At 71.3% G+C, this 12,001-nt stretch carries 10 protein-coding genes and 1 pseudogene; 3 read left to right on the top strand and 8 right to left on the bottom strand.

Translation table 11 applies throughout. The features are described from left to right. Positions 1–18: 18 nt before the first annotated feature. The 5 genes from OHQ87_RS19700 to OHQ87_RS19720 form a co-directional block, all read right to left on the bottom strand. On the bottom strand, positions 19–222 hold the full coding sequence (locus OHQ87_RS19700; protein ID WP_328339902.1) for a hypothetical protein: 204 nt from the start codon (positions 220–222) through the stop codon (positions 19–21). Between the two features lie 65 nt (positions 223–287). Next, positions 288–725 carry a hypothetical protein gene (locus OHQ87_RS19705; protein ID WP_328339904.1) on the bottom strand — a complete coding sequence of 146 codons (438 nt, stop codon included), beginning with the start codon at positions 723–725 and terminating at the stop codon, positions 288–290. Then, a complete protein-coding gene (locus OHQ87_RS19710; protein ID WP_328348914.1) occupies positions 725–5,002 on the bottom strand; it encodes a toxin glutamine deamidase domain-containing protein in 4,278 nt (1,425 codons plus the stop codon). Before OHQ87_RS19710 ends, OHQ87_RS19705 begins: the two co-directional genes overlap by 1 nt. 21 nt (positions 5,003–5,023) lie before the next feature. Beyond that, positions 5,024–5,368, bottom strand: coding sequence for a hypothetical protein (locus OHQ87_RS19715; protein WP_328339906.1), 345 nt, complete (start codon positions 5,366–5,368; stop codon positions 5,024–5,026). Then, positions 5,361–5,792: a YbaB/EbfC family nucleoid-associated protein gene (locus OHQ87_RS19720; RefSeq protein ID WP_328339908.1), complete on the bottom strand. Its 432-nt coding sequence runs from the start codon at positions 5,790–5,792 to the stop codon at positions 5,361–5,363. Before OHQ87_RS19720 ends, OHQ87_RS19715 begins: the two co-directional genes overlap by 8 nt. Before the next feature lie 73 nt (positions 5,793–5,865). Here OHQ87_RS19720 and OHQ87_RS19725 point away from each other — a divergent pair, with 73 nt between their 5' ends. The 3 genes from OHQ87_RS19725 (at position 5,866) to gabT (ending at position 9,982) form a co-directional block, all read left to right on the top strand. Next, entirely contained in the window at positions 5,866–7,089 is a 1,224-nt protein-coding gene (locus OHQ87_RS19725; protein ID WP_328339910.1) for an SUKH-3 domain-containing protein, read from the top strand. 181 nt (positions 7,090–7,270) lie between these two features. Continuing rightward, positions 7,271–8,707, top strand: a complete 1,437-nt coding sequence (locus OHQ87_RS19730) for a gamma-aminobutyraldehyde dehydrogenase (protein WP_328339912.1) — start codon at positions 7,271–7,273, stop codon at positions 8,705–8,707. Between the two features lie 3 nt (positions 8,708–8,710). Then, a complete protein-coding gene (gabT, locus tag OHQ87_RS19735) occupies positions 8,711–9,982 on the top strand; it encodes a 4-aminobutyrate--2-oxoglutarate transaminase (protein WP_328339914.1) in 1,272 nt (423 codons plus the stop codon). Positions 9,983–9,995: 13 nt separating this feature from the next. Here the strand turns inward: gabT and OHQ87_RS19740 are convergent, their stop codons facing one another. The 3 genes and pseudogenes from OHQ87_RS19740 to OHQ87_RS31420 all read right to left on the bottom strand — a co-directional run. Further along, positions 9,996–10,691, bottom strand: a complete 696-nt coding sequence (locus OHQ87_RS19740) for a hypothetical protein (protein WP_328339916.1) — start codon at positions 10,689–10,691, stop codon at positions 9,996–9,998. 172 nt (positions 10,692–10,863) lie between these two features. Further along, positions 10,864–11,472 carry an endonuclease domain-containing protein gene (locus OHQ87_RS19745; RefSeq protein ID WP_328339918.1) on the bottom strand — a complete coding sequence of 203 codons (609 nt, stop codon included), beginning with the start codon at positions 11,470–11,472 and terminating at the stop codon, positions 10,864–10,866. Positions 11,473–11,757: 285 nt separating this feature from the next. Beyond that, positions 11,758–11,850, bottom strand: a pseudogene (locus OHQ87_RS31420) (hypothetical protein); the annotation flags it as partial. Positions 11,851–12,001: the final 151 nt, after the last annotated feature.

Below are 12,001 nucleotides of genomic sequence, written 5' to 3' on the forward strand. Positions count from 1 at the left end.
TCCGGCCGCCGGGCCGGCTCAGCTCGGCCCACCGTCGCGCCCGTCCTGCTCTTCCTTCTTCCTGTCGAAGGCACCGAAGGCGACGGCGAAGGCGATGCCGATGGAGATCCCGAACGCCACGCCGACGGCGTCCTGGAACAGGATCCATCCGACGATGACGCCGATGACCAGGCCAGACACCCAGGCGGTGGTCCGACGTGTCTTGGCAGCGGGGTCCGTCATCGCTTCATCCTATGTGAACACCGCAAATCACCCTTTTCACCAGCAGACCAACCCTGGCACCCACCTCACCCGCCGAGATCCGGATCAGCAGCCGAATCCCCGGCGGAGCGGAGCGCCTCCTCGAACATCACAAATGTCCTCCGCCTGATACCCCGCACGATCGCCTGTTCCTTGGCGGTCGGACTGCGCCGCTCGCGCCGAGCCGAATCGAGAATCGCCGCTGCAGTCTCGTACAGAGCGAACACCGGCCCGTCGCCGGACAGATAGTCCGACCTGTACCTCTCCACGTCCTGCACGAACTCTTCAGCCGAACGCTTCGAGATCTCACCAGCGGTGGCGAACACGAGCTCGTCAAGGATGCTGTCGTCCCGCTGCCACCCGCCCGTCTCCATGGCGATGCGGCACACCTGCGGGGACCCGTCCTCCGCCGCGACGACCTTCACGGGAGAGTCGTAGTAGGAGTAGTAGGCCGGCAGGTCCCCGCCTGCGCCCATGGCGGACATCATGTCTCCCCGAGTGTCGACATCAACGCGCGCCAGAACAACTGTTGCTGCTGACGCAGAATGCTGGTCACGAGTGCCCACTCCACCCCGGTGAGGGTCCGGCCGTCCTGACGAGCAAGGCTATCCAGGTCACGGCGGACCTCATAGAGGGCATGCTCCCAGGCGGCCACCTCATCGAGCGCCGCCAGGTGCAGCCGGAACTCGGCGAGATGGCCGTTCGTCATCTCAAGAACGAGCTGCACATCCCGGTAACCACTCTCCTGCGGGACGACGAATCTATCCTCGCAACGCACGATCCGGGCTTCGGGATAGCTTCGCAGGCGGTCAAGGGCGCGATAGAGATCGTGCAGGGACTGGAACTCCACCTTGGCACCGGCAAGGTCCCGTAGCCGGGACACGTCACCCCGATACTTACGGACCTTGTCCTCGGCCCGCTGGCGATCCTTCGGGCCTCGCCGCCAGCCAGCCGAGCCGACGACCCCGCCACCGTCGTACGTCAGGTCGACGGCGAGTTTGTTCAACTCCAGTTGAGCCACCGCAGCGGCGGCATACAGCGAATCCAGGTATGTCGCCCGATAGGCCGGGTCCACCGCACGACGACGATCGAACCCGGGCTGCCGGACATCCTCGCCGGTGGTCACGACACTGGCACTGACCAGAAGCTGCTCCGGAGAGAGCGGTGTCGGCAGGGGTACCGGTGGTTGTTGCCTGGCAATGGTGTCCGCATCCCTCACAGCCACCTCGTCGAGCAGCGAGCCGAGTGCATCGACTGCTGCTGGATGTGCGGCGAGATGGTGCAGCGTCAGCGGGCGTGCGGTCAGCGAGTTGGCCAGTTCGGGTGTCGTCAGGATCATGCGGGCGAGTTCTGGTCGCTGCGTCAACTGTCGTACGAGTGTCAGGGCGAGGGCTCGTTGACCGTCGGGCGGGTTGCGCCAGGTCTCGTCCAGCATCCGCAGGACCCTCGAATCGCCGAGCAGCCTCGCCACGTCCGCCGCGCCGGCCTCGTCCAGATGCGGGACGAGCCGTCGGATGGTCGAAGCGTCGGCGCCCGCGGCGATCTCTGCGGGCGGCAGACCGGCGCTGAGGACGGCATCGAGGCCGGCACCGCTGGACAGCAGCTCACGCAACCGGTCGGCAGGGCCTCCTGGTGATTGATCGGCCACCCGCTGCGGTTCCTCGTCGGCATGGTGGCCGGCAGGTGCCGGCGGTCGCTCGGGGTTCCCGCCCGCTGGTCCCACCTGCTCGGCAGATCCATGCCCGTCGAGCAGGTGCATCCGGTTGAGGTACGGGTCGCCGTACCCCTGTTCGTCGTCGGGTGCCGGCGGGTGGTCGGGCAGGTCGGGATGGACGCTGAACCGCCCCCGGGCCAGTCCGCCCAACGGCATCGGTCGGCCGTCACCGCCGAGGATCAACGCGTCGACGCCGACGACGTTGTCGGGGTGCCGCCGACCGGCATGTGCATAGAGCGGACGGTCGTGCACCGCTCCCGACTGCGGGTCGAGGTAGAGCACCGTGCCGTTCTGGTTGAGCGCCACCCAGGCGTGCGAGCCGCCGTCCTCCCACTCGGTGATCAGGAAGGCGTAGCTGCCGTGACCGCCGAGGACGAGCTGGTCGTGCAGGTTGCGGTAGCCCCGCTCGACGGACCGGCGCAGGGCTGCCGGCCCGGGTGTACCGCCCTCGTCGACGGCGAACAGCTTCTGGAACCGTCCGCCGGTGACTTCCTCGACCCGGCCGGGTCCGCCGGTCTCGCCATTGACCGGACGCCGGACGTCGCCCTGCAGATATCCGTCGAAGGTACGAGGCGCGGCAACCCTGGGCCGACCGTGCAGCCACGTCTCGTACAGGGACAGGGTGCAGTCCAGGCAGTTGATGCCCCGGGTCGGATCGGCCTGTGGCCCACCGTCGTTGGCCAGCGCGAACCACCCGCCCTGCCGGGGGTCTGCGGTACGCACCACGCTGCCGTCCGGATGCCGGGGCAACTGCCGTTCGAGGTCGGTCTGGTGCAGGGCGAGCGGAGGACGCAGTCCACCGACCTCCCCGTACCGGCGGGAGCGGTCGATGGGCGGCGGATCGTCGTCACCGCTCAGCGCCGACCGGTCACCCGTCTCGACCGCACCCCTCGCCAACTCGGCAACATCGTCGTTGATGCGGTGGAAGTCATCAGGATCCTCGACGAAGGTGTCTTCCGGGGCAATCGAACCGTTGCTGATCGCGTCGGCCAGGTCCAGCTCTCGGTAGCTGTCGGCCTGTTCCAGGTTCGCGATCTGCTGGTACCAGCCGGCCATCTCAAGACGGCCTTCACGCTGCAGCTGAATCGCACGACGGGCGGCCCGATGTGCCCTGGCTTCGTGCTCACGAGCGACCTCCCTGCGGAAACCGGCGTTGTCTCTTCGCCGCCGGTCCTCGAACCAGTGCCGCTGCGACTCGAAGTAACCCTGGTAGCGACGCCGTTCGAGCGCTTCCCGTTCCGCCGCCCACTTGGCGGCGTACCACTGCGGTGTTCTCGGGCGCGGTGGCCCGTCGCCTGCGGACGGTGTAGAGGCGATCGGCTCGGGAGCGGGCGAGAGGACGGGAGCGGGCGAGACGACCGGGGCCGGTGCCAGCGCCTCCAGGAGCGGGAACCGCCTGGCACCCTGTCGGTCGACGTCGCTGTCGTCGATGCCCGGTGGACCCGGGTCGCGGGCGGTCGGCGGGGTGTGCGGCCCCGCGACCGGTGCGCCGCCGTGGTTCGGGGGACCCGACGTCGGTCCGCCCGCTGTCGTCACGGTCGCGGCCGCACCGGCCTGTGCGGTGTCGGCACCGGGCGGTGCGGTGACCGCAGCGGTCGTCGTCGTGACCGTCTCGACGGGCCGACCTGCCAGGGGTGGGGAGGCTGGCTGATCCGCCAGGGGTGGGGAGGCCAACTGATCCGCGGTGGCCGATGACAGAGTGGGGCTGGACGCCACCGACTCGACGACGGCCGGCGGTGCGGCAGCATCGGCGGAGAGGTGGGCGGCCGGCCCGGGTGGAGGCGGATATGCCGCCGGGGCGGGTTCCGCCTGCCTGTCGAACTGGCCGAGGGCGGTGGCGCGACCGTGGTCGGTCGTCACCGGCAGATCGTGTGGTAACGGCGTCTCGACACCAGCGCCTGGTCCGCCACCGGTCCCGACGACCGACCCGGCCGCCACCGCCTGTCCCGGCCCGGACGCGCCGACAGACGGCGTTGTCTGGTCACCCACGGCCGGAGGCGGCAGTGGTGGGGCCGGAAGACCGGCGGACAATGGGGATGCATCGGTCAGTGAGCGCAGCCGGGCGTGCAGCGCGGCGTCCGCCTGCCCGGTCGCCGACCCGCTGACTCCGGAGACGGCGGCCCGGGTCGCATCCTCCAGCGACATCGCTCCCTGGCCGGTGACCAGGCCCGCCGCGCCCTCCGCCAGCACCTCACCGGTCATCTCTCGGCCGAAGTGCTCGCCGATCCGGGCCGCCCGGCCGGTGGCGTGCCGTCCCAGACCCGCCAGCGGCGCGACCGCGCCACCGGCCAGCCCACCGAGCGCCGACGCACCGAGGTCGGCCAGGTCGAGGCCGTGCCGGCGACCGGCGGAATTCTGGTACGCCTGCGTCGCCAGACTGACGCCGGCCTCCTGCCCGGCCTCGAACAGACCCCCCTTGACCGCCTGCCTGCCGAGCCCGCGCACTCCGCCCCTGGCCACCTCCTTGACGGCCCGCTCGCCCGCTTCCTTGAGCCCCTGCCGGAGCGCCTTGTCGGCCAGTCGCGCCATCAGCCGACGGAAGATGTTCTGGATCACGAGTCGGCTGGCGGTGACCGCCGCACCCGCGGCCGGGGAGGCGGCCCCGGCGGTGAGCGCGGCGGCGACGGCGAGGGCGAGCAACTCGACGACCAGGAGACCGAGCTCGATCCACACTTCGATCTTGGCGGCCTCGATGTCGCAGCCGCACTCCTCGACCAGCCGCCCCAGGTCGGTGCTGGCCGCGAGCAGCACCGGCAACGGGGCTTCGTCCCCCTCGGCCAGCCGCCGCCAGGCCGCCTCGAACGCCTCCGGGACCGCTCCCACCCCGCCGTATCCGCTGCGGACCTCGGTGGCGGCGGTGATCGCGTCGTCGCGCGGGCCGGCCAGGGCACCCGCCATGGCGTACCACTTGTCGGCGAGGTCCCAGACGGCGCGTTCGTTTCCCTCCGGCCATTCCACGCCGACCACCCAGTCGAGCGCCTCGTAGGCCCAACCCGGGAGGTCCCACGGGCTGTATTCGAGGGGGTGCGGAATCGGGCTCGGTAGCACGCTCAAGGCTTCCCCTGCAGGTCAGCGCCGGCGGTCGCGCGGGTCGACCACCCCGTCGAGGCGTCGGCCGCTCGCTTCGTCGGTCCGCACGTCGGCGTCGACCGAGCTGACCACGTCGGTGCCGAGCCTCTCCAGCGACCGGCCGAGCCCCGCCCAGGCGCGCAGCAACGTCTCTTCGTAGGACCGGTAGTTCTTCTCGAAGGCGGCGCCGATGTCGTCGCGACCCCACGGGCGGATAGCGCTCGCCGCCGCGATCTCCCCACCGTGGGCGGCGCGGCGGGCAGACATCGATTCACCGGCCAGGTGCAGGTCGGTGCCGCCCCGGCGGGCCCGGCCCGGGTCGAGCCAGAGCTGCCCGTCACCCATGCCGCTCCCCCTCCCGCCGGAGGACCGCGTCGGCCCGCCCGAGCAGCGCGCCGAAGTCGCCCGTACGCAGGAACTCCACCGACCCCGAGCCGGCCGGCAGGTGCGTGGCCACCAGTTCCTGGGTTGCCCGGCTGGCACGGGCGCAGGCCCGGTGCACGGTCGTGGTGATCTTCCGGCTCAGCGCCTGGTGGTCGCGGTCGTGATAGACGGCACCGGTCAGCTCCACCGAGATCAGCTCACCCCGGGCACCCACCGTCGCGGTGACCTGGCCGTCGTCCGAACGCTCGGTGATCCGCAGCGCGGCCAGCTCGGACCGGAGATCGTCCACGCCGGACCGCAACCGCTGGTATTGGCCGTACACCTCGTCGAACCGCGCCCGGAGCGCCTGGTTCGCATCGCGGTCCACCTTCTCGGCCAAGGCCACCCTCCCCGGTCACCGTCAGTCAGGCGAACCATACCGGGCGCCACGAATCCGTGGGGTCCGGTACTTTCGGGCGGTGATCGATCGCCAGCAGGCCGAGCAGCTCGCCGACGTGTGGGCCCGGCGTGACTCGCAGCGCCTCGGCTACGAATGCCGGGCCACGCTCGACGAGTTCGACCTCGGCTACGTGATCAGGTCGACCGTCGACCGCGCGGTCGACACGAACCCCGGCGACCTGCCGACCACCGTCGTCGACAAGGAGACCGGGGAGGTCACCACCTGGCCCCGGGTGCCGGCGGCCGTGGTGCAGCAGATGTACCGCCGCAGCCGGCCGGCCGGCGTGCCCGCGCCCCGGACCGTCGACCCGGCCATCCTGCTGTTGCGCGAGATCCGCCGCCTACCGACACCCGCCACGGTCGCGCACCTGACCGTCGACGGCCGCACCTACGTCGGCCACGGCGCCAAGGGCGACGTGGAGCTACGCCACCACCCGCTGGTCCGGGCCTACCTGGACGAACTGCCCCCGGGCCACCTGGTCCGCGGCGGCGACCGGCACGCCGAGCTGATCGTCGTCTCCGACCTCCTCCACGAGTACGACCACCGCCGCGCCGCCGCCGGCCAGCCCTCGCTGACCATGCCCGAGGCGGAGTCGCTGCTCCTGGCCACCGGAGTGGACGTGTTCCTGGTCCGCGAACCCGGCGACCCGAACGCCGGCCCGGCGGAACGCCCGTGCGACTCCTGCCTCAACTTCCTGGTGCACTTCGCGGTCGTCGGCTGGTCGGAGCTCGCATTCACCAGGCAATGGCGACCAGGCCGACAAGCCGCCCCCGAGCCGGGGCGCTTCCCGCCCGAGGTCGCCGATGCGCTGGTGAGTGCCGGCTGGCGGCCCGGCTTCGGCGACGACGGGCTTGCCGAGGAGGCGATCACGGAGACGCGGGAGATCTCCAGCCGACACCCCGCCCTCGATGCCGCGCTGGACGCCCTCACCAAGTTCCCAGGGCTCGCCTCCGGTCGGCGTGGTCCGGGTCGGCAGGTGTGGATATCGCGGTTCTCCATCGACCCCGTGCACGCCGCGTACACCGTCGACACGCTGGCGGACTTCGGTGCCGTGCTCGGCGTGCGGCTCTTTCCGATCGGGGCGCAGCACCCGGACGGCATCCTGGCCGTCGACGAGCACGGCCGGGTCTTCGCGTTGGACCAGGCCGGTGAGTGGTTCCTCGGCGACGACGTCGACGCCGCGCTGACCACCCTGCTCCTCGGCCTCACCCCGCCCCGGGTCCGGGACGACGGCACCTGGTGAAACGGCTGTGCCGGGCCCACAGCTGCACCCCGGTCAGCGCATCGGCAGCGTAGACGACCCGGGGTCGCACGGAAACAGTCGCTCAAGCCCTTGTCTGCCGCGAATTCAGTAGCCAAGATGGCAGTCAGACTGCGATTACCTCCGCTGACCCGACCCTCAGCCACCCTGGAGCGACCTCACCATGAGCGACCAGCAGCAGCTGCGCAACTTCGTCGACGGTGCGTACGTCGACCCGGTGGACGGCGGGTACGCCGACCTGATCGACCCCTGCACCGGTGACGTCTTCGCCCAGGCACCGGTCTCCGGAACGGCGGACGTGGACGCGGCGATGCGGGCCGCCGCCACCGCCTTCGAGACCTGGCGGGACACCACCCCGGCGGAGCGGCAGCGGGCGATGCTGAAGCTCGCCGACGCGGTGGAGTCCCGGGCCGCCGAGCTGGTCGACGCGGAGGTGCGCAACACCGGCAAGCCGCGTCAGCTCACCGCCGAGGAGGAGCTGCCACCGGCGGTGGACCAGTTCCGCTTCTTCGCCGGGGCGGCCCGACTGCTGGAGGGCCGCTCGGCCGGGGAGTACCTGGCGGGGCACACGTCGTACGTGCGACGGGAGCCGATCGGCGTCTGCGCGCAGGTCACCCCGTGGAACTACCCGCTGATGATGGCGGTCTGGAAGATCGCCCCGGCGTTGGCGGCCGGCAACACGGTGGTGTTGAAGCCGTCGGACACCACGCCGGTGTCGACGCTGCTGCTGGCCGAGATCGCCGCCGAGTTCTTCCCGCCGGGGGTGTTCAACGTGGTCTGTGGCGACCGGGACACCGGTCGTACCCTGGTGGCGCATCCGACCCCGCAGCTGGTGTCGATCACCGGCTCGACCCGGGCGGGCATGGAGGTCGCCTCCGCTGCCGCGCCGGATCTCAAGCGGACCCATCTTGAGCTGGGCGGAAAGGCCCCGGTGGTGGTCTTCGACGACGCGGACGTGGCGGCGGCGGCCGAGGCGATCGCGATGGGCGGCTACTTCAACGCCGGTCAGGACTGCACCGCGGCGACCCGGGTGCTTGTCGGTCCGGGCGTGCACGACGACTTCGTGTCGGCCCTCGCCGAGCAGGCCCGCAACACCAGGACCGGCGGCCCGGACGACGCGGACGTGCTCTACGGCCCACTGAACAACGCCAACCAGCTGGCCCGGGTCAGCGGCTTCGTCGACCGGTTGCCCGACCACGCCGAGCTGCACACCGGTGGCGCGCGGGTCGGTGGGCGCGGCTACTTCTACTCCCCCACCGTGGTCTCCGGGGTACGCCAGGCCGACGAGATCATCCAGCAGGAGGTGTTCGGCCCGGTCATCACCGTGCAGCGGTTCGACGACGAGGACGAGGCGGTGCGCTGGGCCAACGGCGTCGACTACGGCCTGTCCGCCTCGGTCTGGACGAAGGACCACGGCCGGGCGATGCGGATGACCCGCCGGCTCGACTTCGGCTGCGTCTGGGTGAACACCCACATCCCGTTCGTCTCGGAGATGCCACACGGGGGCTTCAAGCACTCCGGGCACGGCAAGGACCTGTCGGTCTACAGCCTGGAGGACTACACCCGGATCAAGCACGTCATGCACCACATCGAGGGCTGACCCATGGTCTCCAGCGCGGAGCTGCACCGGCGGCGGGGTGCTGCGGTGGCCCGGGGTGTCGGCAGTGTGATCAGTTCCTACGTGGACACCGCGAGCGGCGGCACCATCGTCGACGTCGAGGGGCGGGAGTGGATCGACTTCGCCGCCGGCATCGCGGTCACCAGCGTCGGCAACTCCGCACCGCGGGTGGTCGAGGCGGTACGGGCGCAGGTCGAGCGGTTCACCCACACCTGCTTCATGGTCGCGCCGTACGAGTCGTACGTGGCGGTCTGTGAACAGCTCAACGCGTTGACCCCGGGCACCTTCGAGAAGCGTTCCGCGCTGTTCAACTCCGGTGCCGAGGCGGTGGAGAACGCCGTGAAGGTCGCCCGGCACGCCACCGGGCGGCAGGCGGTGGTGGTCTTCGACCATGCGTACCACGGCCGGACCAACCTGACCATGGCGTTGACCGCGAAGAACATGCCGTACAAGCACCGGTTCGGGCCGTTCGCCGGGGAGATCCACCGGGTGCCGATGTCGTACCCGCTGCGCGACGGTGGGCTGTCCGGGGCCGAGGCGGCGGCCCGGGCGATCGACACGATCGAGAAGCAGGTCGGGGCGGAGAACGTGGCCGCGCTGCTGATCGAGCCGATCCAGGGCGAGGGCGGTTTCGTCGTACCGGCGGCGGGTTTCCTGCCGGCGATGCGCCAGTGGGCGACGGCGGCCGGGGTGGTGTTCGTCGCCGACGAGATCCAGACCGGTTTCTGCCGTACCGGGGACTGGTTCGCCTGCGACCACGAGCGGGTCGTGCCGGATCTGGTCACCCTGGCCAAGGGCATCGCCGGCGGGCTGCCGCTGGCGGCGGTGACCGGCCGGGCGGAGCTGATGGACGCGGTGCACGTCGGTGGCCTCGGCGGCACCTACGGCGGCAACCCGATCGCCTGCGCGGCGGCGCTGGCGAGCATCGAGACGATGCGGGAGCTGGACCTGGCCGCCGCCGCCCGGCGGATCGGGTCGGTGCTCGCCGACCGGTTGCGTGCCATCGCCGCCCGCGACCCCCGGATCGCCGAAATACGCGGCCGGGGCGCGATGCTGGCCGTGGAGCTGGTCCGGCCGGGCACCCTGGTCCCGGACCCGGCCGCCGCCAGCGCCGTCTCGGCGGCCTGTCACGCGGCCCGCCTGCTCACCCTCACCTGCGGCACCTACGGCAACGTGCTGCGGTTCCTGCCGCCGCTGGTGATCTCCGACGACGAGCTGGCCCGTGGCCTGGACATCCTGGACGCCGCCTTCGGCTGACCGCCGACGGCGCTCAGCGCACCAACTCGACCAGGTTGCGCCGGATCACGTTCTTGCCGGGCTCCCGGACCAGCTCCATCGCTGCGGCGTTGAGCAGCACACAACTGCCCGACGGCCCACTCACCGACACCGTCGCCGCCCTGCCGTTGTCCAGATTCGTCACCCGCAACCGGGTGCCCACCGGGAACCGGTCACTCGTCGCGGCCGGGGCACCGCCCTCGGCGGAGAAGGTGATCGATCCACTGCACGCACCCGGTTGGGCAGCCACCCCCGTCGACGGCTTCGTCGGCCGGGGGGCGGCCGGAGGCTGGGCGGCACCGGGCCGGGTCTCGCCGGGCGCGGGGGCCGCCGGCACCTCGGCGACGGCCCGCTCCACCAGGTTGCGCCGGATCACGTTCTTGCCAGGCTCCCGGACCAGCTCCATCGCGGCGGCGTTGAGCAGCACACAACTGCCCGACGGCCCACTCACCGACACCGTCGCCACCTTGCCGTTGTCGAGATTTGTCACCCGCAACCGTGTCCCGACCGGAAACCGGTCACTCGTCGCGGCGGGCTCCCCACCCTCGGCGGAGAAGGTGACCGACCCGGAGCAGAGGCTCGGGCGGGTGGGCGTGGTGTCGGCGAACCCGAATCCGGTCCCCACCGCCACCACCGCCGTGGCGATCACCGCCACCCCCGCCGCCAGTACGTGCTTGCGCTGCACCTTCACCACGTCTCCCCTCGCCGCCGTTGCCTGCACCGCCTGATACGGCCCCCGACCCTCCCCCGTTCAACCCCACCCGCCACCACCCCCGCGATCCCAATGTCGATCAAGGAGTTGCGGTGGGCCTTTCACCCCTCTGATGCCGATTTCCGCTCCCCACAACTCCATGATCGACCAGTCAGGTTCGGAGGAGTTCGGCTATCTGGGTGGTGATGTGGGAGGGGCGGTGGTAGAGGTCGCGGGCGGTGAAGTGGCGCATGCGCCAGCCGCGGGCGGCCAGCCAGTTCATCCGGGTACGGTCGTGGTCCAGGCGGTCGCGGTCGAGATGGGACAGGCCGTCGTACTCGATGCCGACCCGTGATCGTCGGTATCCGAGGTCCAGTCGGTAGCGCTGGAAACCCGCGTCGTCCGACACCCAGATCTGCGGTTCTGGCGTCGGCAGCCCGCCGTCGATCAGGACCAGCCGGAGTTGGCTCTCCTGCCGGCACTCCGACCTGGGATCGGCGAGCCGCACCAACTGCCGCGCCTGGTCGACACCCCGCAACCGCGCGTGCCGACCAAGCTCGGCAGCCAGTTCCTCAGCGTGGCAGGCACCCACCCGTAGGCACAGGTCGAGAAGTGGCAGTGCGTCCAGCCGGGCGACCGTCCGGGCCAGGTCCACCGCGCACCGGTCCGCGGGTGCGCACGGGAGGCCGGCCAGCAGGACCGGATCAGGTACGGGAAGCACCGCCTGATGCACCACGACGCCCCGAATCTGCGGCACCCGCCCGCCGACCGGCACGATCACATGAAGATCCTCGCTGGGTACGGCACCGAACCCGTGCAGTTGAGCACCCGAGTGAAAGCCGACAACGGCCCCCTCCGGAAGCCGATGCAAGAGGGCCTGCCACCGGACGCCCTCCTCACCCCCCGCCCCGCCGACACCCCTCGGGTGCCGCCCACTCCCCGACAGCCGCCCAATCCCCGGCGGCCGGACACTCCCCGACGGCCGGACACTCCCTGGCCCACCGACATCCCCCGGCCCGTAGACGCCTCGCGACCACCGGCGCAGTTCCCCATCACCGACCGCCCGCCGAACCCCCTCCCGACTCCATCCAGCCGACAACAACTCCGCATACCGAAACAGCTGCCCCGCCACAGTCACCCACCCTGCCCACCACCCCACCTCCCCACCACCCCCTGTGGACAACCCCCACCCTTATCCACAACCCCCACCCCACCCCACCCCCACCCCCACGCCCACCCCCACGCCCACCCCCACGCCCACGCCCACGCCCACGCCCACGCCCACGCCCACGCCATGATCGACGTCGATC

Origin of the sequence: Micromonospora sp. NBC_00421 (assembly GCF_036017915.1) — a bacterium.
GTDB lineage: Bacteria > Actinomycetota > Actinomycetes > Mycobacteriales > Micromonosporaceae > Micromonospora.

Excerpts from the sequence above, each read along its gene's own strand:
- OHQ87_RS19700 (WP_328339902.1), bottom strand. The coding sequence starts at position 222 with ATGACGGACCCCGCTGCCAAGACACGTCGGACCACCGCCTGGGTGTCT.
- OHQ87_RS19715 (WP_328339906.1), bottom strand. The coding sequence starts at position 5,368 with ATGGGTGACGGGCAGCTCTGGCTCGACCCGGGCCGGGCCCGCCGGGGC.
- gabT (WP_328339914.1), top strand. The coding sequence starts at position 8,711 with ATGGTCTCCAGCGCGGAGCTGCACCGGCGGCGGGGTGCTGCGGTGGCC.
- OHQ87_RS19730 (WP_328339912.1), top strand. The coding sequence starts at position 7,271 with ATGAGCGACCAGCAGCAGCTGCGCAACTTCGTCGACGGTGCGTACGTC.
- OHQ87_RS19705 (WP_328339904.1), bottom strand. The coding sequence starts at position 725 with ATGTCCGCCATGGGCGCAGGCGGGGACCTGCCGGCCTACTACTCCTAC.